The sequence below is a fragment of the Sporosarcina sp. P25 genome, from assembly GCF_002743235.1.
GTDB classification, from domain to species: domain Bacteria; phylum Bacillota; class Bacilli; order Bacillales_A; family Planococcaceae; genus Sporosarcina; species Sporosarcina ureae_B.
The window spans coordinates 1-26,733 of the sequence record NZ_PDYV01000026.1 but is presented as its reverse complement, the minus strand read 5'-3'; the positions used below and the strand labels follow the sequence as shown (position 1 = coordinate 26,733).

At 40.6% G+C, this 26,733-nt stretch carries 28 protein-coding genes; 14 read left to right on the top strand and 14 right to left on the bottom strand.

Features of this window, described 5'->3' with window-relative positions; translation table 11 throughout:
- Positions 1-408: 408 nt before the first annotated feature.
- Entirely contained in the window at positions 409-1,272 is an 864-nt protein-coding gene (locus CSV70_RS15280; protein WP_369822370.1) for a nucleotidyltransferase-like protein, read from the bottom strand.
- A gap of 158 nt (positions 1,273-1,430) precedes the next feature.
- Here CSV70_RS15280 and CSV70_RS15275 point away from each other — a divergent pair, with 158 nt between their 5' ends.
- Entirely contained in the window at positions 1,431-1,787 is a 357-nt protein-coding gene (locus CSV70_RS15275; protein ID WP_085131625.1) for a YgzB family protein, read from the top strand.
- Positions 1,788-1,827: 40 nt separating this feature from the next.
- On the opposite strand, the gene perR is transcribed toward CSV70_RS15275, so the two are convergent.
- The 3 genes from perR to bcp form a co-directional block, all read right to left on the bottom strand.
- On the bottom strand, positions 1,828-2,274 hold the full coding sequence (perR, locus tag CSV70_RS15270) for a peroxide-responsive transcriptional repressor PerR (protein WP_099627996.1): 447 nt from the start codon (positions 2,272-2,274) through the stop codon (positions 1,828-1,830).
- A 102-nt stretch (positions 2,275-2,376) separates the two neighbouring features.
- Positions 2,377-3,321: a D-2-hydroxyacid dehydrogenase gene (locus CSV70_RS15265; RefSeq protein ID WP_099629502.1), complete on the bottom strand. Its 945-nt coding sequence runs from the start codon at positions 3,319-3,321 to the stop codon at positions 2,377-2,379.
- An 11-nt stretch (positions 3,322-3,332) separates the two neighbouring features.
- Positions 3,333-3,806 (bottom strand): thioredoxin-dependent thiol peroxidase, encoded by a 474-nt coding sequence (gene bcp, locus CSV70_RS15260; RefSeq protein ID WP_099627994.1) that lies wholly within the window; start codon positions 3,804-3,806, stop codon positions 3,333-3,335.
- 171 nt (positions 3,807-3,977) lie between these two features.
- Here bcp and CSV70_RS15255 point away from each other — a divergent pair, with 171 nt between their 5' ends.
- Together CSV70_RS15255 and CSV70_RS15250 are read left to right on the top strand one after the other, a co-directional pair.
- Positions 3,978-5,264, top strand: coding sequence for a glutamate-1-semialdehyde 2,1-aminomutase (locus tag CSV70_RS15255; protein WP_099629501.1), 1,287 nt, complete (start codon positions 3,978-3,980; stop codon positions 5,262-5,264).
- A 74-nt stretch (positions 5,265-5,338) separates the two neighbouring features.
- On the top strand, positions 5,339-6,418 hold the full coding sequence (locus CSV70_RS15250) for an FUSC family protein (protein ID WP_085131630.1): 1,080 nt from the start codon (positions 5,339-5,341) through the stop codon (positions 6,416-6,418).
- 135 nt (positions 6,419-6,553) lie between these two features.
- On the opposite strand, the gene CSV70_RS15245 is transcribed toward CSV70_RS15250, so the two are convergent.
- The 4 genes from CSV70_RS15245 to mutY form a co-directional block, all read right to left on the bottom strand.
- The gene (locus CSV70_RS15245; protein WP_085131631.1) at positions 6,554-8,299 is read right to left on the bottom strand and encodes an ABC transporter ATP-binding protein; all 1,746 of its coding nucleotides are present in this window, start codon (positions 8,297-8,299) and stop codon (positions 6,554-6,556) included.
- A 48-nt stretch (positions 8,300-8,347) separates the two neighbouring features.
- Positions 8,348-8,896 carry a nucleoside tri-diphosphate phosphatase gene (gene ntdP, locus CSV70_RS15240; RefSeq protein ID WP_085131632.1) on the bottom strand — a complete coding sequence of 183 codons (549 nt, stop codon included), beginning with the start codon at positions 8,894-8,896 and terminating at the stop codon, positions 8,348-8,350.
- Positions 8,897-9,091: 195 nt separating this feature from the next.
- A complete protein-coding gene (locus CSV70_RS15235) occupies positions 9,092-9,406 on the bottom strand; it encodes a gamma-type small acid-soluble spore protein (RefSeq protein WP_085131633.1) in 315 nt (104 codons plus the stop codon).
- Positions 9,407-9,477: 71 nt separating this feature from the next.
- Positions 9,478-10,524 (bottom strand): A/G-specific adenine glycosylase, encoded by a 1,047-nt coding sequence (gene mutY, locus CSV70_RS15230; protein WP_099629500.1) that lies wholly within the window; start codon positions 10,522-10,524, stop codon positions 9,478-9,480.
- Positions 10,525-10,621: 97 nt separating this feature from the next.
- Here mutY and CSV70_RS15225 point away from each other — a divergent pair, with 97 nt between their 5' ends.
- The gene (locus tag CSV70_RS15225; RefSeq protein ID WP_099629499.1) at positions 10,622-11,605 is read left to right on the top strand and encodes a metal-dependent hydrolase; all 984 of its coding nucleotides are present in this window, start codon (positions 10,622-10,624) and stop codon (positions 11,603-11,605) included.
- A gap of 38 nt (positions 11,606-11,643) precedes the next feature.
- Here CSV70_RS15225 and CSV70_RS15220 read toward each other — a convergent pair whose 3' ends face one another.
- Together CSV70_RS15220 and recX are read right to left on the bottom strand one after the other, a co-directional pair.
- A complete protein-coding gene (locus tag CSV70_RS15220) occupies positions 11,644-11,976 on the bottom strand; it encodes a YfhH family protein (protein WP_085131636.1) in 333 nt (110 codons plus the stop codon).
- Positions 11,966-12,778, bottom strand: coding sequence for a recombination regulator RecX (gene recX / locus CSV70_RS15215; RefSeq protein WP_099627991.1), 813 nt, complete (start codon positions 12,776-12,778; stop codon positions 11,966-11,968). Before recX ends, CSV70_RS15220 begins: the two co-directional genes overlap by 11 nt.
- Positions 12,779-12,871: 93 nt before the next feature.
- Between recX and CSV70_RS15210 the strand changes: the two genes are divergently transcribed.
- From CSV70_RS15210 to CSV70_RS15190, 5 genes are all read left to right on the top strand, one after another.
- Entirely contained in the window at positions 12,872-13,771 is a 900-nt protein-coding gene (locus tag CSV70_RS15210) for a TIGR01777 family oxidoreductase (protein WP_099629498.1), read from the top strand.
- A gap of 107 nt (positions 13,772-13,878) precedes the next feature.
- Positions 13,879-14,679 (top strand): polysaccharide deacetylase family protein, encoded by an 801-nt coding sequence (locus tag CSV70_RS15205; RefSeq protein ID WP_085131639.1) that lies wholly within the window; start codon positions 13,879-13,881, stop codon positions 14,677-14,679.
- Between the two features lie 355 nt (positions 14,680-15,034).
- On the top strand, positions 15,035-15,205 hold the full coding sequence (locus CSV70_RS16640; protein ID WP_099627989.1) for an SE1561 family protein: 171 nt from the start codon (positions 15,035-15,037) through the stop codon (positions 15,203-15,205).
- Positions 15,206-15,229: 24 nt separating this feature from the next.
- Positions 15,230-16,762 (top strand): fumarate hydratase, encoded by a 1,533-nt coding sequence (locus CSV70_RS15195; protein WP_085131640.1) that lies wholly within the window; start codon positions 15,230-15,232, stop codon positions 16,760-16,762.
- Between the two features lie 375 nt (positions 16,763-17,137).
- Complete coding sequence (locus CSV70_RS15190; RefSeq protein ID WP_085131641.1) at positions 17,138-19,042, top strand: heavy metal translocating P-type ATPase; 1,905 nt, start codon at positions 17,138-17,140, stop codon at positions 19,040-19,042.
- A gap of 42 nt (positions 19,043-19,084) precedes the next feature.
- Here CSV70_RS15190 and CSV70_RS15185 read toward each other — a convergent pair whose 3' ends face one another.
- Together CSV70_RS15185 and CSV70_RS15180 are read right to left on the bottom strand one after the other, a co-directional pair.
- On the bottom strand, positions 19,085-20,035 hold the full coding sequence (locus CSV70_RS15185) for a YihY/virulence factor BrkB family protein (protein ID WP_085131642.1): 951 nt from the start codon (positions 20,033-20,035) through the stop codon (positions 19,085-19,087).
- Between the two features lie 35 nt (positions 20,036-20,070).
- Positions 20,071-20,508, bottom strand: a complete 438-nt coding sequence (locus CSV70_RS15180; RefSeq protein WP_085131643.1) for a hypothetical protein — start codon at positions 20,506-20,508, stop codon at positions 20,071-20,073.
- 222 nt (positions 20,509-20,730) lie between these two features.
- Here CSV70_RS15180 and CSV70_RS15175 point away from each other — a divergent pair, with 222 nt between their 5' ends.
- On the top strand, positions 20,731-22,086 hold the full coding sequence (locus CSV70_RS15175; RefSeq protein WP_085131644.1) for an alanine/glycine:cation symporter family protein: 1,356 nt from the start codon (positions 20,731-20,733) through the stop codon (positions 22,084-22,086).
- Between the two features lie 74 nt (positions 22,087-22,160).
- Positions 22,161-22,382, top strand: a complete 222-nt coding sequence (locus CSV70_RS15170) for a DUF1128 domain-containing protein (protein ID WP_085131645.1) — start codon at positions 22,161-22,163, stop codon at positions 22,380-22,382.
- Between the two features lie 28 nt (positions 22,383-22,410).
- On the opposite strand, the gene motB is transcribed toward CSV70_RS15170, so the two are convergent.
- Both motB and motA read right to left on the bottom strand, forming a co-directional pair.
- Positions 22,411-23,178 carry a flagellar motor protein MotB gene (motB, locus tag CSV70_RS15165; RefSeq protein ID WP_085131646.1) on the bottom strand — a complete coding sequence of 256 codons (768 nt, stop codon included), beginning with the start codon at positions 23,176-23,178 and terminating at the stop codon, positions 22,411-22,413.
- Positions 23,162-23,971 carry a flagellar motor stator protein MotA gene (motA, locus tag CSV70_RS15160; RefSeq protein ID WP_085131647.1) on the bottom strand — a complete coding sequence of 270 codons (810 nt, stop codon included), beginning with the start codon at positions 23,969-23,971 and terminating at the stop codon, positions 23,162-23,164. The genes motB and motA overlap by 17 nt, the downstream gene beginning before the upstream one ends.
- A 186-nt stretch (positions 23,972-24,157) precedes the next feature.
- Between motA and CSV70_RS15155 the strand changes: the two genes are divergently transcribed.
- The 3 genes from CSV70_RS15155 to CSV70_RS15150 all read left to right on the top strand — a co-directional run bounded on the left by CSV70_RS15155 (position 24,158) and on the right by CSV70_RS15150 (position 26,326).
- On the top strand, positions 24,158-25,390 hold the full coding sequence (locus CSV70_RS15155) for an aminopeptidase (protein WP_099629497.1): 1,233 nt from the start codon (positions 24,158-24,160) through the stop codon (positions 25,388-25,390).
- A gap of 107 nt (positions 25,391-25,497) precedes the next feature.
- Positions 25,498-25,638 carry a hypothetical protein gene (locus tag CSV70_RS16635; RefSeq protein WP_169535197.1) on the top strand — a complete coding sequence of 47 codons (141 nt, stop codon included), beginning with the start codon at positions 25,498-25,500 and terminating at the stop codon, positions 25,636-25,638.
- A 109-nt stretch (positions 25,639-25,747) separates the two neighbouring features.
- Entirely contained in the window at positions 25,748-26,326 is a 579-nt protein-coding gene (locus CSV70_RS15150; protein ID WP_099629496.1) for a beta-class carbonic anhydrase, read from the top strand.
- Positions 26,327-26,733 lie beyond the last annotated feature (407 nt).

The window sequence follows — 26,733 nt, the reverse complement described above, 5'->3', positions numbered from 1 at the left end:
GTACGCTCCCTTCTTCACTCGATCACTTCCTAGCACTTCACTACAACTCGACACCCAGTAGATGAAAAATCGATTAGCTCGAGTTTCATTTGCTGGCATCAATTAAGATACTCATTTTGTTTATGTCATCGTTAGATGCACAAACTGTATTTCGTTAACGTTTTGCTGTTCAGTTTTCAAGGTTCGTGTTTTTCGCTTTATGCTTCTTGCAAAAGCAACTTCTCTAATATAACTCATCTTGCTCTCATTCGTCAAGTCTTTTTTAAAATTCTTTTTTCGAATGTGTTGTGCGCGTTGTTAGAACGTTTCTCCCAAGCGACATTTACTATAATAACATGATGCCAAAGAATAAGTCAACAACTATTTCAATAAAAGTTATAGAGCGATCGTAGAATCGCTCTACGACAGCTACCGAGCTCTTATAATACGGTACTCTCTATGAAATAGCAACTCATTTTTAGAAGGCACTTGCGTAATTTCAATTAGATGCTTATCAACTAAATATTCGATAAAGAACTCTAAATCCGAGGAATATAACGATAGCTCGTCCTGTTCATGCAATTGCTGAACGGTCCATGATTCCTTTTCACTCATAATATCCAACAAATGTACAGCTGCTTCATTTGTATAGTTATGGATGAAGAACTCACTTGCCAAGAACACTAAATCCAAGCGCTTCTCTAGTTCCTCTTCACTGCCAATCAATTCTTCATACAACTTAAAAACAGCAGGATCTATTTTCTTCATTTGTGCCCAGACGGTATTTTCAGGTAAGACGTTACGTTTAACGGCAACGAACCTAGCTAGGTGATGCAATGTATTGATCGCGTATAAATAGGAATCCATATGCTGTTTTCTTTCAAAATGAATTTTCCCTTCATTATAAGCGCGAATCATTTTAGCCATTTCCATTCCCATTTTAATACCCCTACCAAACAACGGCTCTTCGGATAAACGTCTTTTTAGCCGTTCCGCATATTCATCGCGGTCAAAGAATACCTTTCCAAGGATGAGCCAATCAATGATTTTCTTGTTTGTTCCAACGAGTAACCAATGCGTTAATTGTCGTTCGCTAATGATGTGCATAGCTGCTTTACGTCTGCCATCTGTATAATGTTTGGTCTGAATGGGTATTTCATTGTTTGAGGTAATAATAAATAAGATTTCATCAAAGGTGTCAGTGATCGGGTCGTCTTCTCTTTGATTGCCAATGAGGAGCACACTTAATGTTTCAGGTAAACTGGCTCTCTCTTGGTACACTGGCCGTAGCATTTGTTCCACTTTCTCGCCTCCCAGTTTTCTATAGATCGTCTCGAATACTCTATTTCGACGAATTTCACATAAAATCCTTTATTTTAAAGGGAGTTTATACTGCAATTAAATAATAATATGATATATTAGGTGAGGATAGCGTTAGGAGGAAACTTAAGATGAAGCCTTACAAAAATAAAATAAATCGAATCCGATCATTTGCCTTGGCACTTATTTTCATTGGGGTTGTCATTATGTACATCGGAATCTTTTTCCGTTCCAATGAAGTTGTCATGCTGATTTTTATGTTCTTGGGAATGCTTGCAATTATCGGTAGTACAGTGGTGTACGCATGGATTGGCACCTTATCAACACGAGCTATACGAGTACAATGTCCGAATTGCGGTAAGCATACTAAAGTGCTTGGACGCGTTGATATGTGCGGACATTGCCGCGAGCCATTAACACTCGATCCAAATCTTGAAGGTAAAGAATTCGACATCGCGTATAATAAAAAAGGGAAGCAAGAAAATTAATACAAAATAAAAGAGTGTAACCCCAATGGGCTACACTCTTTTATTTTGCTCGGCTTTGCTGCGTTGCTGCGCAGTCAGGACAAGTTCCATACACTTCTAGTCGATGTGAATTTACTTGGAATCCTGTTACATGCGCTGCAAGACGTTCTACTTCTTCCAGACCAGGATGATGGAAATCTACGATCTTTCCACAATCGTCACAAATAATATGGTAATGATCATGTGTCACGAAATCAAAACGACTTGATGCATCTCCATACGTCAACTCTTTCACTAATCCGGAGTTTTGGAATACACGCAAGTTGTTATAAACTGTCGCCACACTCATATTAGGAAAATCTTCTTCTAGCGCTTTATAGATTTCATCAGCAGTTGGATGTGAATGGGATGTGATTAAATACTCGAGAATCGCATGTCGTTGCGGAGTAATTCTCACACCACTTTCTTTCAATGTCACTAACGCATCTTTTAAGAACACTCCAGGCATCGTAATGCACCTCACTTCATAAGGATTACTTCTTTATAATCATTATAATTAGTTTACTCAACTTTGGGGTGTAATGTCAACTTTTCTGCTGATAACGCAATATTAATAACCTCTTGCCAGATCTACTTGGTTGATCAGATCTGGATCTCCCGCCACCCATTTCTCAAGGTTGGCATCCATAATATCTAAAGAACGTTTAATGTATTGATCAGAAAGACTGGACATATGCGGAGATACCGTACAGTTCGGCAATTCCCAAAATGGGCTATCTTTAGGTAACGGCTCTGTTTCAAAGACATCAAGGACTGCATGACGGATTTCATTTTGTTTTAACGCGTCCAACACATACTGCTCTTTTACTGCGTCTCCCCTGCCCACATTCATAAAAACGGCCGTCTCTTTCATTGCGCGAAAATGCTCTGGTTGATAAATCCACCGTGTTTGAGGAGTGCTTGGCAATATGGAAATCACATAATCGACTTGAGGAAGCTTTTCGAGAATGTGATCTAAAGAAATCGTTTCATCCATATAAGGACTTGAATGCCCCGAACGGTTACATCCAATTGTGTGTACATGAAATGCCTGCAACAGCCTTCCAATTTCTCCACCAATCGCTCCCGTTCCTACTATTAAAGCAGTCGAGTGATTCACTTCGCCAGGTAAAGAGTCTAGCTCCCACTTTTTCTCAGTCTCTCTTTTGTAGATGCCCGGCAATCCCCTTTCAAGGGATAACAAATGAGCCAGTACAGATTCAGCTAATGGCATTTTATGAACCCCATGCGAATTCGTGACTAGCACATCCCGCGCCTGAAGTTCTTCGATCGGCAATGTATCGACTCCTACAGCCGCAACCATCACCCACTTCAGTTCAGTAGCTTTAGTAACGTGTTCTGATTTCAAATCCCCACCATCTGTCACGAGTACTTCTATATCTTTTAATGAGACTTCATTAATATTCGTTGTATACATGAATTCAACAGTAGGATACTTCTCTTTTAATTGCTCTTTAAATGAAGTTTTGATCTTAAAAGTGAATAAAATCTTCATATGTCCACCTCCTAGTTCGTCAGTTGCTCAAGTGTCGCCAATGCATCTTCTACATGACCTTTCACACGAACTTTTCGCCATTCTTTTACTACTGTACCCGTTGGATCAATCAAGAATGTAGATCGCTCTATTCCCATATACTCTTTACCGAAGTTCTTCTTTAGCTTCCACACTCCATACTGTTCAGCTACCGCATGATCTTCATCTACAAGTAAAGAAAATGGCAAGCCGTGCTTCTCGATAAACTTTTGATGAGAAGTTGCATGATCAGGACTGACACCTAGCACTACCGCATTCAACCCTTCAAAATCCGCTTGCGCATCACGAAAATCACAAGCCTCTGTCGTACAACCAGGTGTTGAGTCTTTCGGATAAAAATACAACACTACATAATTTTTCCCTTTAAATTGATTTAATGAAACCATTTCGCCATTTTCATTTGCTAACGAAAATGCCGGTGCTTGTTTTCCTTCTAATTTTTCCATTGAGAATCCTCCTTTTATAAAAAACGAATAGCATACTTCGGTCTCTCCCTACTTATCGTATCGGAAGTATTTGAATTTTACAATTTACCTATACTCCACTCTGAAAGTAGAGACTTCACTCCGATTAATGGTAAAATGGATAACGTATAATTGATTTGGAGGAATTAACTAATGAACCGAAAAAATTCAGAAGCGATCTACGCAGAAGCATGTGAACATATTGTGGGCGGTGTTAACAGCCCAGCTCGAGCTTACGGAGCTGTTGGCGGAGGTGCACCTACTGTCATGGAACGTGCAGAAGGCGCTTATTTCTATGATGTAGATGGCAATCGTTATATTGACTACTTGGGAGCATACGGTCCAATCATTACAGGACACGCGCACCCACACATTACAAAAGCAATTACGAAGGCAGCGGAAACAGGCGTACTGTACGGTACACCTACACGTCACGAAGTACAATTTGCCAAAATGTTAAAAGAAGCTATTCCAGGAATGGACAAAGTCCGCTTCGTTAATTCTGGTACAGAAGCTGTCATGACAACAATTCGTGTAGCAAGAGCATATACTGGACGTACGAAGATCATGAAATTCGCAGGTTGCTATCACGGTCACTCGGATCTAGTATTAGTAGCTGCTGGATCAGGTCCCGCTACATTAGGAACACCAGATTCTGCAGGCGTCCCTTCTTCTATCGCGAAAGAGGTCATTACCATTCCGTTCAATGATCCCGAAAGCTATAAAGCAGCAATGGAACAATGGGGGGATGAACTGGCTTGTATTCTAATCGAACCGATTGTCGGGAACTTTGGAATCGTCGAGCCGAATGAAGGTTTCTTGGAACTTGTTCATGATTTAGCTAAAGAACGAGGTGTTTTGACTGTCTACGACGAGGTCATTACAGCATTCCGTTTTCATTATGGCGCGGCACAGACGTTACTTGGACTCCAACCCGATTTAACAGCTTTCGGAAAAATTATCGGTGGCGGCTTGCCAATCGGTGCTTACGGCGGTAAAAAAGAAATCATGGAACAAGTTGCTCCACTCGGCCCTGCTTATCAAGCTGGAACAATGGCTGGAAATCCTGCCACTATGCTTTCAGGAATTGCTTGCCTCGAAGTGCTTCAAGAACCAGGTATCTATGATGAGATGGATCGCTTAGGTGGTTTACTTGAAGACGGCATTTTAAAATCGGCTCAAAAACACCGTGTTCAATTGACGATCAATCGTCTAGGAGGCGCACTTACTTTGTTTTTCACAGACGTCAAAGTGGAAAACTACAAGCAAGCTGAAGCGACAGACGGTGAAATCTTTGGACGGTTCTTTAAAGAAATGCTAAAAAACGGCATCAACTTGGCGCCATCTAAGTATGAGGCGTGGTTCTTAACTTCTGCTCATACAGAATCAGATATAAACGAAACACTGGAAGCAGTAGATCGTGCATTTAAAACACTTTAAATTAGAACAATTGACCGTATTATGCGTATATTGTAAAGTAAGCATAAAAGAGCTTTTAGGAAAGGAATTACCCAATGAAACTTGGTGCCCGCGTCTTTAAGACGGGTATTGCGATTGTATTTGCTCTGTTTCTCGCAAATTTACTAGAATTACCTACAGCAGTGTTCGCGGGTATTGCAGCTATATTCGCAATCCAACCCTCTATTTACAGATCGTACTTAACAATAGTTGAACAATTGCAAGGTAATTTAATCGGTGCCACTATAGCAGTCTTATTCACACTCATCTTCGGACCTCAATTAATAATTGTCGGTTTGGCAGCTGTCATCGTTATGACTATTATGTTGAAACTTGGACTCGAAAAGTCTATGTCACTCGCACTTGTTACGATGATTGCGGTGATGGAGGTAAAAGATGATGCCTTCTTAACATTTGCCCTTCTTCGTGTAGGTACAATTTTGGTAGGTGTACTAGCAGCATTCATTGTGAATCTAGTATTTATGCCGCCGAAATATGAAACGAAACTGTTTCAGGCGATTCATCAGGCACAGGATGAAATTATTCGTTGGACGCGTCTAGCTGGTCGTCAAGCCTCTGAACACACAGCTATGAAGAAATCGTTGAGTAAGTTAAAAGAACGTCTGATACAAATTGATCAGCTGTACTTATTATTTAAAGAAGAGCGCAGCTATTTCAAAAAAACTTCTGCCGCAAAAGCGAGACGGCTTGTTGTCTATCGCCAATTGATCGGTACAACTAGGAGTAGTTATGACGTCTTAAAAAGGCTGCATAAGTTTGAAAATGAACTCATCAATCTCCCAGAGCATTTCCGAATGATGATTCAAGAGCGTCTAGAATCATTACTCGTCTATCATGAACAGCTTCATCTGAAATTCGTCGGTAAACTAAAGGCGGATTTCGACGAAGATGAAACCCATAGTGAGTTTATTCAACGACAAGAAGTTATGAATATTTTCGTGAAGGAAATTGCGATAACTAGTGAAGAAGAGGAGTTTTCTTCCTATCACTTACTTCATGTCCTTTCAGCTATTCTGAATTACGAAGAACAGCTGGAGCATCTAGATACGCTGATCACTTCTTATCAAACTCGATATGAAGATGAAGAGAATATTTTAGAAGATGAATTCTATTAATAAAACGGCAGAAGACTTTTAACGTCTTCTGCCGTTTTTGCTTATATAAATAGTTTGAATAAACAGTGGAAGTTACTTGACCAAACGGTTTGGATTGCCGTTACAAACTCACACTGATCCTTCGAATTGCCCTTCTTATCCCACAAGTTCTTGGCGATTGAACAAACCAGCGTAGGTGCCGTTTAGTTTCATCAACTCTAAATGAGTACCAGATTCCTTTAATTCCCCTTGATCTATTACATAAATACAATCGGCATGCGTAATTGTAGATAATCGATGAGCAACTATTAGTGTAGTGCGATCGTGCGCCAAGCGTTCCAATGAATCCTGGATGAGCGCTTCGCTTTCCAAATCCAAGGCCGATGTTGCTTCATCCAAGATGAGCAATGCCGGATTTTTCAAGAAAACGCGCGCAATGGAGATACGTTGCTTCTGTCCACCAGACAACTTTACTCCACGCTCTCCTACCCTTGTATCATATCCTTCACTCAATGTCTCTATAAAATCATGTGCATTTGCGGCTTTTGCTGCAGCAATAACTTCTTCATCTGTGGCATCCGGTTTTCCCATCAAAATATTACTTTTGACAGAATCGCTAAACAGAATAGAATCTTGAAGTACCATACCGATCTGGTCACGAAGCGATTTAACTTTTACATCACGGATATCATGGCCGTCAATGCGAATAGCGCCAGACGTAACATCGTAAAATCGCGGGATTAAACTGATGATCGTTGATTTCCCACCACCACTCATACCAACCAGTGCAACTGTTTCGCCAGGGCGGATGTTCAAGCTAATATTTGTCAGTACTTCATCCTCTTCATATGCAAAGCTGACACTATCAAACTCGATCTCCCCAGCAATCGATGGTAAAACTTTTGCATTCTCTTTATCGATCACGTCATACTTTTCATTCATTAAGTCCAGTACTCTGTCCATTGAAGCAAATGATTGCGTCAATGAAGTGGATGAGTTAACAAGACGGCGTAACGGCGAGTACAACCTTTCTATGAAAGCGATAAAAGCAACCATCGTTCCGACTGTTAATGATCCATTGATTACTTGATAGCCGGCATAGCCAATAACGAGTAATGGCGCTACATCGGTAATCGTATTGACAACCGCAAACGCTTTGGCATTCCAGCGTGTATGCTCAATTGCTCGGTCCAGGAATTTATTGTTCACTTCATCAAAACGTTCCTGCTCTTTGTCTTCGATTGCAAAACTTTTAATAATACTGACGCCCGCCACACGCTCATGCAAATAACTTTGTACATCGGCAAGTGCTTGCGATCGCTTGCGTGTCAGTTGACGCAATTTACCGAAGAAATGCTTGACACTGAACGCATAAAACGGAAATGCGAGCAATGTAACGAGTGTCAGCTCCACATCCAAAGTCAACATGATAGCAATTGCAATAATAATGGTAGCCAAATCAAGCCAGACATTCATCAAACCAATCATGACGAAGTTTTTTGTCTGCTCTACATCATTTATAACTCGCGAGATTACTTCACCTGCACGCGTATTGGAATAGAAGCGCAGGCCAAGCTTTTGCAAATGAGCATAAAGTGATTTGCGGATATCGAACAAAATTTTATTACTTACTAATTGTGCGTAGTATTGACGGTAGTATTCCACGGGTGGACGGATTAAGAAGAACACAATGATCGTGCCACCTAGCCAATAAAATAATTGCTGTGTTTTATCGGAATCACTTAACGTCGGCGAACCGATGATATCATCAATCACAATTTTAATTAATAAAGGTAAAAATAGCGGAATAGCAAACTTTACAACACCAATGAGAACAGTGAAGACAATTTGCCAATTATAAGGCTTTACGAATTGAAGATAACGTTTAATACTCTCGCCCATTCTGTTCCTCCTACTAAAAAAACCTGACTTGCACGAATGCAAGCAGGTCTAGCTTTGTTCTTCTTGAATTTGCTTATAAAATCCATACCGTGAAGTCCAGACATCAATGAAGTCGGGAGCAAATGGACCTTTCCTTTGTTTGATCCAGCCAAGTAGCTTTTTTAAGTTATCCTGCAAGATTAAATCGATTACTTCCGGATAGTTCATTTGGCGCTTATGATCTGCATATTCGTCTTCATCGAGAATCAAATAGCTCATATCAGGAAACACTTTTACATCTAAGTCATAATCGATATACTTCAAGTACTTTTCATCGTAAACGAATGGCGAACTCATGTTGACATAATAGTAGACACCATCTTCACGTAGCATACAAATGATGTTAAACCAATTTTCCGCGTGAAAATAGCAGATGGATGGTTCACGTGTCAGCCAAGTGCGACCATCTGACTCTGTCACGAGCGTGCGTTCATTGCCTCCAATGATAATATTGCGTGTGCCTTTCAATACGAGTGTCTCTTGCCAGACACGGTGAATTTTGCCGTTATGTTTGTAGCTGTGTATCTGTACAGTTTCTCCTTCTTTTGGAATCGCCATTTTTTATACCACCTTTGAGCCTTGCCGCTCTTGCTATCTGTCTATTATACCAACAGCTTTCCTAAATTTAAAACGATTCAACCATCTATTTCGTAATTGATTAAATTTAGTAGGTCCACAGCATGGTTTTTCACACAAGAAAACCGGTAGAAATGGCTTATAATAGCCTTTTCTACCGGTCGGTGATGTCCACGCTTAGTTTGAACCTTTATATTGGTTCGCACGTGCTCCTGAAGCTTTTTGTTTGTTTGCTTCTGCTTTGTTGATTTGTTGCTTCACTTGATTGACATCTGTTTCAGATCCGAACTCCTCGTTCATAGAGGACTGCATCGCGGATGAAGAAGACTGCATGTTCATTGCGGATTGCGCGTTTTGCTGACGAACTTGATTGACGTCCGTCTCGGAAGCGAACTCTTCATTCATCGATTGTTGCGCATTCTGTTTCTTCACTTGGTTCGCATCTGTCATAGATGGGTCTTGCTGTGAATTGCGTTTTGATTGGTTTGGCATGTTTTATTCACCTCCGTACTCACTATGATGTCCCATAAGTCAGGATTTTATTCACGGTAGGTTTTAAAGTTTTACCATTCCAGCAATTCGATAATTTTCAAGACAGGTTTTGACTTTGGCAGCGACTCAACTTCCTGTTTAGTGAAGAACTGCAAATTACCTTCTGGATGTGACTCTTCCAGTTGTGCACGATATACATGAATATTCCATGTGATATGAGAAAACACATGATTGACATGCGGCAACTCTTGAAGATTTTTGAGTTTCAATCCAATTTCTTTTGCAAATGCTTCCACTGCAGAAGTTTCTTGAAGTTCGATCATCGGAAATTCCCAAAGACCGGCGAGCAGCCCAGTGCTTGGACGTTTTTGCAACAGCCATTTGCCGTCTTCATTTTGAATCGCGAAGGCAGCCAGCGTAATATGCTTCATTTTCTGCTTTTTTATCTTAATTGGCAATTGCTTTTGTTTTCCTTCTTCAAAGGCGATACAAAATTCTCTAACCGGGCATAATAAGCAATGTGGATTCGGTGTACATATTGTTGCACCCAGTTCCATAAGCGCTTGGTTGAAAGAAGATGGATTCTCTTCCGAAATTAATTCCATCACAGCTTGTTCAAATAACTTTTTATTACGCGGCAAAGCGATATCTTCTTCAATTAATAAGATTCTTGACAATACCCGCATAACATTACCGTCTACTGCATGTTCCGGTACTCCGTAGGCAATACTTAAGATAGCACCTGCCGTGTAGGGGCCAACTCCTCTTAATGTGGAAATTTCTTTTCGGTTATTAGGGACCTTACCGCCATATGTTTCGACAACTTCTCTCACACCTGACTGCAGATTCCGTACTCTGGAGTAATACCCCAGTCCTTCCCACATTTTCAAGATATCTTCTTCTGGTGCATCCGAAAGATCTTGCATCGTCGGAAACCTTTTAATAAAACGCTCATAGTACGGTATCACCGTATCTACTCGTGTTTGTTGTAACATAACTTCCGAAATCCAAATATAGTATGGATTGTCAGTTCTTCTCCACGGTAAGTCTCGCTTTTCAGCTTCATACCAAGTTAATAACGCATCTTGAAATGCCTTCTTTTGTTCAATGATTTGCATATGGACCTCGTTTCTGCGTGTAAATACTTTTAGTTATGATAATAAAGGGTATATAATTATAAGTAGTATACAACTCTTCCGATAAAGGAGTGATGATTTGGATACAGGTACACATATTGCTATGGGTGTTGCGATCAGTGGATTGGCTCTTGTCGATTCAGTCGTAGCAACTGAACCTGCCACAATGGGCGCCGTTTTTGCGGGGATTATGGTCGGTTCACTAATTCCCGATATAGATACGGTATTGAAACTTCGAAACAATGCTGTCTATTTACGTAATCACCGCGGTATTACGCATTCAGTTCCAGCTGTAATGCTATGGCCGTTACTGATTTCCATATTGTTGACCTTCATTGTGCCCGGGTCTATTTTCTTTCACGTCTGGGCGTGGACATTTTTAGCGGTGTTTATACATGTATTTGTCGATATTTTCAACTCATATGGTACACAAGCCCTTCGACCATTTTCACAAAAGTGGGTGGCCATAGGAGTCATTAATACATTTGACCCCATTATATTTGGGCTCCATGTAATAGCAATCATGGCGTGGGTGTTTGGCGCAGATCCGGTCTTTACAATGTCCACATTATATGTCGTCATCTTCTTCTATTACCTATTGCGCTTCGCAGTGAAGAGCGCAGTGAAGAATGCAGTGAAGAAAACGATTCCTAACGCGACTCATATATTTACTGCACCTACAATGAACTTCTTCCAATGGCGAATTGCCGCCACGACAGATGTTGATCATTTTGTAGGACGAGCATACGGACGTTCCATTACAATTTACGAACGATTTGAGCGCGAAGTGATGCCGATGTCACCTCAAGTTGAAGTGGCACTAGAAGATCCGAACATGCAAGCTTTCACTTCATTTTCGCCCCTTTATCGTTGGTCGATTTCGGAAAAAGGACATATTTATGAAGTCCGTTTAATTGATTTGCGTTATCGAAGCAAGGGTTACTACCCATTCGTTGCAGTCGCGCATGTCAATGAAGACTTAGAGGTCGTCAATTCTTATACAGGATGGATCTTCTCAGAAGAAAAACTTCGTAAAAAACTTAATTTTGCCCCAAATAACTAAAGAACGTTCGTGCATATTGCACGAGCGCTCTTTTTTGTTTATTTTCCGCTTTTTACATTTTTCAACATAGCTAGCGGCAATGCTTCTTCAGCTTTTTCACCGCCTAAGCGATAACCCCACGCGAATAATCCTTTTAGGTAGTCTACTTGAAAGAAGACCCCATCATCTCCTTCAATACGGTACATCTCGCCTGGCTTAATAGTAGCCGGATCTACAAGGTATGACTGTACGAGAGTCGCTTTTCTTTGGTGAACTGCATATTCACTGATCATTCCCATCTGTTCGGCTTTACGTGCTTTCTCCATTAGATTAGCGACTTCACTACGCAGTTCGTTTTCATTCATATCACTATAATGTTTTTCAGTATCCATCTTCTTCATTCCTTTTCTGTTCAATAAATTGGTCGATTTGACTAAGTGGAATGCCTTTTTGATACATCGATTGCTTCACGCGTTGTCTAAGGTCGGATCCTGAGTATTTGCTTTGGTATCGTCTCCATGCCTTTTCCCCAAATGCAGACGTAATGTCAGACCATTCTTCTTCATCACGTTCGATGGTCAAATTGCTGAGAACTTCCGAAATTTGCTGATAAGAAAAACCTTTTCTAGCTAATGTATTTTGTATTTTTTGCTTAACTTGTGCCGGCGGTTGTGAACTATTCGATCGCATCGTCTTTTCAGCCAGCTTCATAGCATTAGCCATTTGATCTTCCATTGTATATTCCTCCAATGCTTGAGTTTGCAGTTCTTTGGGTATACCTTTCTTATAGAGAGATTGCTGAATAGCTCTCGGACCTTTTAACGTACTATTCTTCTCTGTACGTACAAGAGCTTCTGAAAATGCTTCATCATTTAAAAAGCCGAGTCGTTTTAACTTCACGATTGCTTCCAGAACCACTGCTTCTCCATATTCTTTTTCAAGCAATTTCTTTTTCACTTCCATTTCACTCCGCATTCGGAATGATAAAAAATGCAATGCACGATTAAATGCCTTTTCAATTTGGTCGGAATAAACAATTTCGTCCTTAGACCAATCATCCAATTCCATCCCTTTCGTGAGTTCAAATTTCACCAAGACTGTTTCATGGACACTGAATGCATATTGATCATCAAGAAAAATATTATAACGTTCGCTATCTCGTTTTTGTTGTGATATTTTGGTAATAAGCGGCACGTTTCCATCACCTACTTTATCTTAGTATACCGCTTCTTGTGGTGGTGGTCAGCAATAGTGTATTAATTTTCAAAAGAATGGAGGGAATGCATTGTGAAAGTGGTTATTACGGGAGGCACCGGTTTCATTGGTAGCGTCTTAACTGAGAAGTTGAAGGAAAACGGTCATGAAGTAGTAATCTTAACGCGTAAGCCTTCATCAAAGCATAATGGAGTTCAATATGTTCAATGGTTGACGGATTATGCTTCACCTGAGAATGAAATCGGGCAAGTAGATGCATTCGTCAATTTAGCCGGCGTGTCCATAGATGATAGTCGTTGGTCTGAAGAACGAAAAAAGCAAATTTACGATAGCAGAATAACTGCTACACAAGAAGTGTTACGCATTATACGAAGTCTTCCTGAGAAACCACGTGTCCTAGTGAATGCAAGTGCAATCGGTATTTATCCCACGTCATTTACCGCTCAATATACCGAAGATTCCACTGTAGTCGGCGATGATTTTCTAGCCAAAACCGTACATGATTGGGAAGATCTTGCGGGACAAGCAAATGAAATGGGTGTACGAACTGTATATACTCGCTTTGGTATTGTGCTCGGTAAAGAAGGCGGAGCGCTTCCACTTATTAAGCTGCCTTATCAACTATTTGCCGGTGGTAAAATAGGTTCGGGCAATCAATGGTTCTCCTGGGTCCACGTTGAAGACGTAGCCAATGCAATCCTATTCTCAATAAAGAATGATAATGTGGAAGGTCCTGTTAACGTAGTAGCGCCGAGTCCAATGCATATGAATGCTTTCGGAAAGACTATCGGAAAAGTATTGCATCGTCCACATTGGTTCCCAGTTCCAAGTTTTGCAATGAAAGTTGCCTTGGGAGAAAAAAGTATTGTCGTTCTGCAAGGACAGCATGTAGTACCGAAAAAGTTGTTGGCTAACGGATTTACATTTGCTTACCCTTCATTACGACCGGCGCTTGAAAACTTATTAAAATAACTTTAAATGTTTGTTAAGACGTTTTTACGTTTTGACAAACATTTTTTCTCTTTCATTACATACAAAAAGCGGTTTGGCACATGCTTAGTAAAAAGGAGTGACGCTTAATGACTCATCATTTGTCAGGAATTTTACTGGCATCTTGCTTACTCATTGTTGGAGTTGTGATGAATCCCTTCACTGTTCAAGCTGAAGCTTTTCATTGGGGTTTCAAGAAAGCAACTGAAGGTGTTCCCCCTTCCGCCGGAGCAGAACTGGATAAATTGCTTGATGATTACGGTGCAATCTATAAAGGGAAAGAAGATAAAAAAGTCGTCTATCTAACATTTGATAACGGATATGAGAACGGCTATACTGAAAGCATTTTAGACACGTTGAAAAAAGAGAAAGCCCCCGCCACATTTTTCTTGACTGGGCATTATGTAAAAAGCGCCAGTGATTTAGTAAAACGTATGGTGAAAGATGGCCATGGTATCGGAAATCATTCATATGACCACCCAAACATGGCGAATATAACAGAACAACAGATGGAAGACGAGTGGAAGAGACTAGATGAAATTGTATATGCTACTACCGGTCTAAAGAGAACCATCTACGCCAGGCCACCCGAAGGGACATTTAATGCGAAATTGTTGCAAAAAGGAAATGAACTAGGGTACAGACATATTTTCTGGTCCGTTGCATTCATTGACTGGCATCGGGATCAACGAAAAGGAAAAGCGTATGCCTATAATGAATTGATGAATCAATTACATCCAGGCGCCGTCATTCTGATGCATACCGTAGCATCAGATAATGCAGAAGCACTCCCCGATTTCATTCGTGATGCCAAGAAACAAGGCTATGAATTCCACTCACTTGATCAGTTAGTGAAGGAATATGAGAAAGGAAATGCGATTACACAATAAATAAGAGACCTTATCTGTATGTTCACTACCGACAGATAAGGTCTCTAATTATTTGATACATCTTCAGTTTGCATGTTCACATTCGTAGTTATCCAACGTATTCACCGATGTTGGATTGTTACGGATCCCCTCCTTCGTTGTTATGTGTCTAGGATTCGATTCGTCTCTATAACTACGACCTCCTTTTCTTTTTATTAAACTTACTATACCAACTATTCTGTTAATTGTAAAGTATTTTGTTGTAATATTTTAATATTTTATTTATTATTTCTTCATTTACAGTACGCACAACAAAATCAGATTGAAAAAGATAGTGTTTTCGTATACGATATCAATGATAGAAAGAGGTGTACGTATGGATAAATCACAAAGTAATGAACAAGTCGTTGAACTAAAAAATCGATTCAATCAATTCATTGAAACATTGGAAGCAATTGAACCTGAGCACACGGAGCTCCAGGATATAGATCGTCTGATCATGTTACTCGATGAATTAGAAGAACAGATGGATAATTCAAAAAAATAACATATACTAACGGGGGATTTTGAAATGTACATAGAGACACTTGAAAAAAGTATTTATGAACTGGTTTGCGAAACATCCACAAACTTGCCAAAAGACGTCCGACGCGCAATTCTTTCTGCGAAGGAAAAGGAGAATAAAGGAACAAGCGCTGCAATGAGTTTGGATACGATTGCAAATAATATTAATATGGCAGATGATAAACTATCTCCAATTTGTCAGGATACCGGCCTTCCTACATTTAAGATCAAAACGCCAATCGGGGTAAACCAATTGGAAATCAAAGCGGCAATTGTACGCTCTTTGGAGCTAGCTACGGAAAAAGGAAAGCTACGTCCGAACGCTGTAGATTCATTGACTGGCGATAATAGCGGCAATAACTTAGGAATCGGCCTACCGGTTGTCAAGTTTGAACAATGGGAAAAAGATTATATAGAAGTAAAGTTAATCTTAAAGGGTGGCGGTTGTGAAAACAAAAACATCCAATATAGCCTCCCTACTGAATTGGAAGGTCTTGGCCGCGCAGGACGCGATTTGGACGGTATTCGCAAATGCATCCTTCACTCGGTTTATCAAGCCCAAGGACAAGGTTGTTCTGCTGGATTTATCGGTGTCGGAATTGGTGGCGATCGTTCATCTGGATATGATCTGGCGAAAGAACAACTTTTCCGCGATGTAACAGATGTTAATCCAATTCCTGAACTTGCAAAATTAGAAGATTATGTATTAGAAAAAGCCAATCTTCTTGGAATCGGGACGATGGGCTTCGGCGGAGAAGCAACATTACTAGGATGTAAAATCGGTGTCATGCACCGTATTCCCGCAAGCTTCTATGTATCTGTAGCATATAACTGCTGGGCATATCGCCGTATGGCAGTGAATATTAATGCAGAAACTGGCGAAATCATGGATTGGCACTACAATGAAGGCGAGAAAATTGCATTCGAACAGCCAGCTGAGGAAGCAAAATCCACTGCACGTATTGTACACTTGCAAGCACCTATTTCGGAAGAAGACGTACGTGATCTTCACGTTGGTGACGTTGTAAAAATTTCAGGCCGTATGTACACAGGTCGCGATGCGATTCATAAGCACTTAATGGATAATGACGCACCAGTTGATTTGAATGGTCAAGTCATCTATCATTGTGGACCGGTTGTTCTAAAGAACGATGAAGGCAAGTATGAGATCAAAGCTGCGGGTCCGACGACTTCTATGCGTGAAGAACCGTACCAAGGTGATATTATGAAGAAGTTTGGTATCCGCGCAGTGATCGGCAAAGGCGGAATGGGACCTAAAACACTTGCCGCTCTTAAAGAGCACGGCGGTGTATACTTGAACGGGATCGGCGGCGCGGCACAGTATTATGCTGACTGTATTAAAGAGGTTGAAGGTGTCGACTTGCTGGAGTTCGGTATTCCTGAAGCGTTATGGCATTTACGCGTAGAGGACTTCACTGCAGTTGTAACGATGGACTCTCACGGTAACAGCCTGCATGCTGACATCGACAAGTCATCTCTAGAAAAACTCTCTCAGTTCAAAGAAAAAGTATTTAACTAATAAGCAAGCAGCGAATGAGAACTATCATTCGCTGCTTTTTTTAATGAATCGATTAGCCTGAATAAGTTGTTGGGTAGAGGATGCATCATTACGCTACGTTCCAGGCGAACCCGTTAGCAACTGAGCTTCAATCATTTCGCACTAACCCGGTCTACTTCCCTTCATTTATCAACAACATCTACAAATCTTGCATGAATTAGCCAAATAAGTAACACTTCTTATTGAGAAATGATATACTGTAGATAATAACTATTATAACTTCATATTCATTCTATTTAAACGCCCGAAAAGTCGATTCTACTACTGTAGAGTCGACTTTACTGCTTTAATAAGAGTTTTGAAATTGAAAATCATTATCAATTAGGAGGAGAATACATGACAACACTTGCAAAAGAACAACCTGAACAGACGATTGACTGGTCTGCACGTCTTGAACTGATCGCGGCTATATTATCTGGAATTATCATTCTTGCTGCATGGATTTTAGGAAAAAACGGTACAGAATCCTTTTCTGTCACGCTGTATATCATAGCGTTTCTAATTGGTGGTTACGCTAAAGCCAAGGAAGGTATTGAAGAAACGATAAAAAATAAAGAACTGAACGTCGAGATGCTAATGATTTTCGCGGCCATCGGTTCAGGAATTATCGGATATTGGGCTGAAGGTGCAATTCTGATTTTCATCTTTGCAATTAGCGGTGCATTAGAGACTTATACACTTAATAAAAGCCATAATGAAATATCTTCTCTGATGGAGATGCAGCCTGAAGAAGCGTGGTTAATTCTTGAAGATGGCAGTGAGAAAAAAGTATCTACTGACTCCCTATCGATCGGCTCTGTTTTGCTCGTTAAACCAGGCGAACGTATTCCGGTTGATGGTAAAGTATTAAGCGGAATTACTTCAATTGATATGTCAGCTATTAACGGAGAGTCTATTCCGGTGACAAAGCAGGAAAATGATGAGTTATTTGCAGGAACGGTTAATATTAGCGGGGCGATTCGTATGACAATGACGAAACCTAGTTCCGAGACGTTATTCCAAAAGATTATAACGATGGTACAAAACGCGCAAAGCGAAAAGTCTCCTTCACAACAATTTATCGAGCGCTTTGAAGGATCTTATGTGAAGATTGTGCTGGCAGCAGTTGTAATCATGATGTTCCTGCCTCACTTCTTATTCAACTGGGATTGGACTACAACGTTCTACCGTGCAATCGTCTTACTAGTCGTCGCTTCCCCTTGTGCGTTGATGGCTTCTATTATGCCTGCTACATTAGCGGCTGTTTCCAATGGCGCTAGAAAAGGTGTGTTATTTAAAGGTGGAGTTCATTTAGAGCACTTAAGTACATTGCAAGCATTCGCTTTTGATAAAACAGGTACTTTGACTACGGGGAAACCGATTGTGATGGATTTCATCGTTCGGGAAGGTGCAGACATGGAAGAGACGCTTGCTTTATTTGCAGGTGCAGAATCACTATCCAATCACCCGTTGGCGAAAGCTATCATCAATTACGCGACAGAGCATGGTGTAGAACCCGAACGTAATCTTCATATTGAAGACATTCCTGGATTTGGTATTAAAGCAGAGACGAGTAATGGTGACATTCTAATCGGTAATCCGAAATTTGTCGGAGTAGAGTTAGTAGAGGAATTCCAAGATAATGTGGCAGTGTCACTTGCAAATGAAGGTAAAACTGTCATTTTCATGAGAGATGAACAAGGAATTGTGGCGCTGGCTGCTTTACAGGATACCTTACGCAAAGAAGCAATTTCCGCAATTAAATCACTCCAATCTCTAGGAATTCGTACAGTGATGTTAACTGGCGACAATGAAAATACCGCTCATGCAATTGCAAATGAAGTAGGTGTCGATACGTACGTAGCAGAATGTCTACCCGAAGAGAAAGTCATTCAACTTAAGCATTTATTGAAAGAATATGGAACGGTTGGCATGGTAGGAGACGGGATCAACGACGCTCCTGCATTAGCTACTGCAACTTCGGGCATCGCGATGGGTGAAGGTACAGATGTAGCATTGGAGACAGCTGATGTTGTCCTGATGCAAAACGACTTGAATCGTTTATCGTATGCTATTAAGCTTTCAAGAAAAATGCAACGAATCGTTAAACAAAACGTATTCTTCTCGATAGCTGTGATATCGATCCTCATAATCGCAAACTTCATGCAAGTAGTCGACTTGCCTCTCGGTGTCATTGGACATGAAGGAAGTACGATTTTGGTTATATTAAACGGTTTACGAATGCTAAATAAAATAGATTAAATAAAAAGTGAAGAAAAGGGAACCCTTTTCTTCACTTTTTATTTATATAGTTTGTTCTTTACGTTCTTGACGGTTTTTTACGACGGAGTTGATTGTACCTCCAAGTAACAAAATGATAGCTGATAGATATAACCACATGATTAATACGATAATACCAGCGATACTACCATACGTATTCGCATAGCTTCCAAAATTGCTAATATAGAACGAGAATCCTAGCGACGTAATAATCCATCCTATTGTTGCAAAAATAGCACCTGGAAGTACTCCTTTAAAATGCAACTTTACACTTGGAACTAGCCAATATAATAAAGAGAATACTGCAAAGATCAGGAATGGTGGAATGAGGAATCGTATCAAATTCCATACGGTCAAGAACGTCTCTTCCAATCCTAAGAATGTGAAGATCAAATTCCCAATTGGTTGACCAAATATCGGTAGCACTAGCGCGATGATTACAGTCATAACTAACATAATAGTAAACGCAATTGACAATCCTTTTGAAACGAAAAAGTTTCGATCATCTTCAACTTCATATGCTTCATTCAAACCTTTCGTTACTGCACTCATACCTTTAGACGCGGACCAGATTGTAGCCAGAATACCGACTGATAGTAATCCCCCACTTTTATTATCCAGTACTTCAGAAAGTGTTCCTTCAATTAGAGAAGCTGTACTTTCCGGCGCATACTCGCGGATAAATAAAAAGATTTGGCTTTGGTCTAACTGCAAGTAAGGCAGTAATGTAAAAAGAAAGATTAGTAGAGGAAATAATGACAATAGGAAAAAGAAGGCTAACTGCGAACCAGTTGCTGAAATATCCAATTCTTTCACTCGGATAATCAATTGTTTGAAAAATCCGCTCGTAGTTGTCGGATCGAAATCCTCTTCTTCTCCGTCTTTTATATCTTTGATAAATTCTTTTACTTTTTCAGTTTGAGACCCACCTTGGTTTTCAGCATCTGAAGAAGGGGCACTTTTTTGTCTATTCAACTGATGTGTCCCCCTTTCATTTACTGATTCTACCGTTATTTTTTCTCTAGTGGTATCATGTTTTTTTTTTGGATCATCGGAGGCAACGATGCATCTTCCGTTGAGACAGAAGATGCAGCTGTGGAATCATCCACGATGATTTGCTCATACTCTGATTTGGAATCAGAGATTGCTTCTTTTGTATCCGCAAACATTTCTTTTACTTGTGGAGTCAACGTCTTAATTTCATCGACCTGTGATTTGATGTAATTTACATCACCTTTCACTTGATCAACAAGAGTTTGAACTTTTTCTTTTTTCTGTTGGAACTCATTTTTTACAATATCCGGATTTTCTTTGTAATATAATACTTTTTCATAAGATGATCTTGCTGTAGTGATCGTGTGCTGTCTAGTTGCCCGATCCAGCATACTCGCGGCTGCTCCAAGTAGTGCCCCGCCTAATACATATCTTCCAAATTTACTAGAACTCATACAACTTCGCCTCCTTATACACGTTTACGTTTCACTTCATTATACCCCTATTGCAACTTACCAAACAATCTTTGTAAAAGTTTATTCAAAAAAGGCTTGACGAATCGTTCTATTTTTTAGATTATTAACAATAACATGTTAATAACAGAATTCACTGAAAGGAGTTGGTTCTCGTAATCTTGGGAACAGATACAAACATCACAGAGAAATTGGGGGGATGAAATGGAGAAGATCGAGAATTTCTTGACAACTGCGTCCGATTTAATATGGGGACCGCCGTTGCTCATCTTATTAATTGGTACCGGAATTTATTTAACATTACGTTTAACATTCATTCAATTAAGATTACTGCCCTATTCACTGAAGCAAGTTTTTTCACGGAAGCATGATAAAAAAGCAGATGGAGACATTTCACAGTTTCAGGCTCTCATGACCGCGATGGCCGCGACTGTGGGTGTCGGTAATATCGTCGGAGTTGCATCTGCTGTTGTTGCAGGTGGGCCAGGTGCGATTTTCTGGATGTGGCTGGCTGGATTCTTCGGTATGGCAACAAAATACAGTGAGGCCATCTTGGCTGTTAAGTACCGTGTCAAAGATTCAAACGGTTTAATGGCTGGTGGACCGATGTACTATCTTGAACATGGTCTGAAGCAAAAATGGCTAGGCGTACTATTTGCGTTATTCGGCGCACTGGCTGCGTTCGGAATCGGTAACGGAACACAAGCTAAAGCTGTAGCAGACGTAATGAAAAGCACATTTGAAGTGCCCCATTATATTACAGGAATTGCATTGGTATTATTCGGTGCACTTGTAATTCTAGGTGGTATCAAATCAATCGGCCGAGTAACTGCTTTTTTCGTACCGATTATGGCATTATTCTATTTCTTTGCTGGTGCAATCGTTATGGTATTGAACATTGAACAAGTTCCAGCAGCATTCGGTTTGATTTTCACAGATGCATTCACAGGCCAGGCTGTTGCCGGTGGGGCAATCGGTACAGTAATACGATTCGGTGTCGCACGCGGTCTCTTCTCTAACGAAGCAGGTCTCGGTTCAGCGCCAATTGCAGCTGCTGCTGCACGTACAGATATGCCTGGACGTCAGGCACTCGTTTCGATGACGCAAGTATTATTCGATACGTTAATCATCTGTTCGATTACGGGTGTCACAATTGTTATGAGTAATAAGTGGCAAGATAAATCAATTGATGCTGGTTCTTTGACAGCAGAAGCGTTTGGCTCTTTCCTTGGTGGTATTGGGCCGATTTTAGTATCAATTGGACTTGTGTTCTTTGCTACATCCACCATTTTAGGTTGGAGTTATTATGGAGAAAAATGTTTCCAATATCTCTTCCCTAACCGCGCTGCTGTTCTTGCCTATCGAATAATATTCGTAGCATTCATTTTTGTAGGCGCGACTGCATCACTTGACCTGGTATGGATTTTAGCGGATGTACTGAATGGCTTAATGGCGATTCCAAACTTAATTGGATTGCTCGGTTTGTCCGGTGTTGTCATTATGGAGACAAGACGTTTTAAGAAGAGAATTGACGAAGAACGTGAAGAAGCTCGCAAATAACACTTCGTAGTTCAGTTGACAGCTTACTACTTTCATGAAATGATAGTTTTCATTAGAGGAAAGGCGGTACGCATATGGATTTGTCTACAAAATCACCTGAGAATGTCTCATACATGATTGAAAAGATTAAAGAAAAACTACGCATGGTAAATGTCGATGCGATGAAACCCGAAAACTTCAGTACAGAACAGTATGATGATTTGTACTATATGTACGAAATGGTCATGAAACGTGAAAACATTACGCCAAATGAAATGCAAGCAATTGCCTCAGAACTCGGTTCTATGCGCAAATAAAAAAGCGACTCCAAGTGGAGTCGCCTTTTTATTGCGCTGTGACGGGTGTACCATCTTTTAATACAAGTGGCTGAATGAGCACTTCCACTCTACGGTTTTTGCTGCGATTTTCTACCGTATCATTTGGAACAATTGGCTTATATTCTCCGTATCCTTTCGCGCTAAATAGATTCGGATCAACTTCATTGTCTTGGACGATGATTTTCAAAAACTCAACAGCCCGCATAACACTTAATTCCCAGTTGGATGAATATTGAGCGTTATTGATGGGAATGTCGTCTGTATGACCCGTGATGACCACCTGACGTGGTCTATCAAGTGTCAGCAGTCGAGAAATATCATTAGCCAACCTTTTATACTCAGGATTGATTGTTGACTTCCCTGATTTAAACAGCACGCTGTCACGAATCGTGAGCAATAAGCCTTCATTCGTCATTTTAGTATCAAACTGATTCTCTAGTTCATTCACGGCAATATACTCGTCCAAATCATCTTGCGTTTCTCCCAAAGATTGCTGATCTTCCATATAGGAGGAGTTTTCATCTAACTCCCCTACCGAGTCGTCTGGAACAGGGGTAGTGGTCGGCGCACTCTCATTCATGATTCCACTACCACTTTCAAATATTTCACTGAATACTTTAGAGACTTCTGCAAATCTTCCCTCATCTACCGAACTCGTAGCAAATAGCACGATGAATAATGCTAGTAATAATGTCAATAGATCAGAGTAAGGTAATAGCCAAGATTCGTTAATATGTTCTATTTCGCGCTTCTTTTTCTTACGCTTCTTCGCCAACTTTACCAGCTCCTTCGCCACCATCCATAGCTAGCTTTTTTCGGTCCTCTACAGATAGATAAGATGCCAATTTCTGTTCGATGACACGCGGCGCTTCCCCTTCCAATACGGAAAGAATTCCTTCAATTACCATTGTCCTCTGGCGGACTTCTTCTTTTGACTTGCGCACCAATTTATTAGAGAACGGATGCCATAAAACATATCCTGTAAAAATCCCAAGCAATGTCGCAATAAATGCAGCAGAAATCGCATGTCCTAACGCATCGATATTGTTCATATCTTTTAGTGCGGCAATCAATCCTACAACAGCTCCGAGAACCCCTAGTGTAGGGGCATATGTACCGGCTTGAGAGAAAATGAGTGCACCAACTGAGTGACGTTCCTCCATCGCCTCAACTTCTTCACTTAATACATCCCGAATATAATCGGCATTCTGACCGTCAATGGCCAAACTCAAGCCATTTTTCAAAAACGGATCATCAATTTCATCTGTTTTTGCTTCCAAGGCAAGTAATCCTTCTCTACGCGCAATATCAGCCCAAGAAGAAAATAGACGAATTAATTCTGCATCTGACGCAAGCTTTTGCTGAGTAAAAATAATTTTAAATAATTTAGGTACCTTCTTTAATTCATTTAGCGGAAATGCGATGACAACAGCACCAATCGTTCCTGCAATGATGATTAGGATAGCGGCCGGGTTAAGTAACGCATCGGGCGTTACCCCTTTGAGCGTCATCCCAATAAGGAGAGCTGCAAATCCTAACACTAAACCTACAATTGTGGATAAATCCATATATAAAGCCTCCAAATACTACATTCTTCTTATTATTTCGGTTATTTTATGACGTTGTTTAGGGAAAACCGTCGACTATTGTTTAGGGAGTTAAGAGTATTTCATCCTATCTCGATTGCTTTATCGTTGCGAACTGTGATCTTCACTTGTTAGAATTATCACAATACGTAAAAAGGAGATGTCATGATGAATCAATTTCAAGACCAACTTTCCAATTATGCCGACTTAGCCGTAAAGGTAGGTGTAAATATTCAACAAGATCAATATCTGTTCATCAGCGCTTCTACTGAAATTACTTCATTTGTTCGATTGATCGTTGAAAAAGCTTATGAAGCAGGGGCACGACAAGTATTCGTAGACTGGGTCGACGATATCGTCACACGTCTGCGTTATGAAAAAGCACCAGCGGATTCGTTTTCTGAGTTCCCTACGTGGAAACAAATGGAACGTGAACAGCTAGCTGAAAAAGGCGCTGCTTTCATGTCCATCGTATCGCAAGACCCAGACTTATTAAACGGCATTGAATCTAGCAGAATACGCGATAATCAGAAAGCCTCCAGCACTGCTCTTAGCCAGTTCCGTCAAGCTATGCAGGCAGATAAATTTAGCTGGACAGTAATCGCTGCACCTTCGACTGCATGGGCAGCTAAAATTTTTCCTGAATTACCTACGGAAGAACAAGTACCTGCTCTATGGAATGCTATTTTACGTGCTGTAAGAGCTGATCAGCCAGATCCAGTGCAAGCATGGAATAAGCACAATGAAAATTTGCATGAAAAAGTAGATTATTTGAATGGTAAACATTACCGTAAACTTCATTATACAGCTCCAGGCACCGACTTAACAATAGAATTACCGGAAAAGCACTTATGGTGTGGAGCTGGTAGTGTCAATCAAGCTGGGCATGAGTTCATGGCGAATATGCCAACCGAAGAAGTCTTTACAGCACCGTTAAAAACTGGAGTGAATGGCTCTGTTACCAGCACTAAACCACTTAGCTATGCGGGAACAATCATTGAGGGCTTCACGATTCAATTTAAAGACGGCAAAATCACAAACGTTTCAGCTGATCAAGGTGAAGAAATCCTGAAACAACTGGTCGATACCGACGAAGGCTCCCAATTCCTTGGTGAAGTAGCACTGGTACCGCATGACTCACCTATTTCCAATTCAAATGTTTTATTCTACAATACTTTATTTGATGAAAATGCCTCAAATCACTTGGCAATCGGGAGTGCTTACGCATTTTGTCTAGATGGTGGAAAAGAAATGGATTCCAAACAACTACAAGCTAATGGATTAAACCAAAGCTTGACACACGTCGATTTCATGATTGGATCTGAAAAGATGGATATTGATGGAATACTTGAAGATGGAACAGTAGAGCCTGTCTTCCGTAATGGCAATTGGGCATTCTAAAATCCGTCACTTTTCATTCGAAGTTTACAATAGCTCTTAATATTTTCTTGAAAATCGTGTATAATGGATAAGAGATCATAATACATTTCAGAAAGAGGGGCTTTCAAATGGCTTTAATGTATACAACAGTTATCGGTTACATGGTTGTTCTTGGACTTGCATCCTTGTTTACGATGCACTTCTTATCTGGATCAATGGATTCAAACGACTCCATTACTATTGATCCGAAACCAGAAGGCAGAAACTAATTTGCTTCTATTCCAGTCTCAATGGATATGGATTACATGATTAGAGTTGCCTGACAAAGGCAACTCTTTTCTTTTACATACTATAAACAGTGCGAAGGAGATTATAACCATGACATCATTATCCGAAATTATGATTTATAACAAATCGTTCGTTGAAGAAAGAAAGTACGAAGAGTTTTCCACTACGAAATTTCCGAATAAACGGATTGTCATCCTCACGTGTATGGATACAAGATTAATCGAGCTTCTTCCTAAAGCAATGAATTTAAAAAATGGCGATGCTAAAATCATTAAAAGTGCTGGCGCTATTATCACATCTCCTTTTGGCGGTTTGATGCGAAGTATATTAGTTGCCGTTTATGAATTACAAGCAGATGAAATATACGTGATCGGGCATCATGATTGCGGCATGAGCTCGATCAACACGGATCACATTATAGGAAACATGATTGAGCGCGGTGTTGATCCGAACATGTTCAAAACATTGAAGTATTCCGGTATCGATATGGAAAAATGGTTGCACGGTTTCAGTGATGTGACAGAGAGCGTGAAAAAGAGTGTGGACGCGATCCGCAACCACCCTCTCATCCCAACCGACGTAAATGTTCATGGTCTTGTAATCGACCCTGCTAACGGCAAGCTGGACATTATTGAAGATGGTTACAATGCACAAGAGTTATCTCAGTAAAATAATTAGATGAAAAACCGGCCTCATCGATATGAGGTCGGTTTTTGTGTTTTTATGACGTGTGGCGTGGTGGGGGCTATGAGCGGTTGTAAGGAGACTTTGAGCGCTCAGGCCAAATGTATGAGCGAATCCAACGCAATATAGAGCGGTTAGCCAGCGGGATAGAGCGGGCAGGCATGAACTATGAGCACCTACACGAAACTATGAGCGGAAACGCGTTCGCGCTGTTGCTCCACCTCAGAATGACGTGTGGCGTGGTGGGGCTATGAGCGGTTGTAAGGAGACTTTGAGCGCTCAGGCCAAATGTATGAGCGAATCCAACGCAATATAGAGCGGTTAGCCAGCGGGATAGAGCGATCCAGCATGAACTATGAGCGCCTACACGAAACTATGAGCGGAAACGCGTT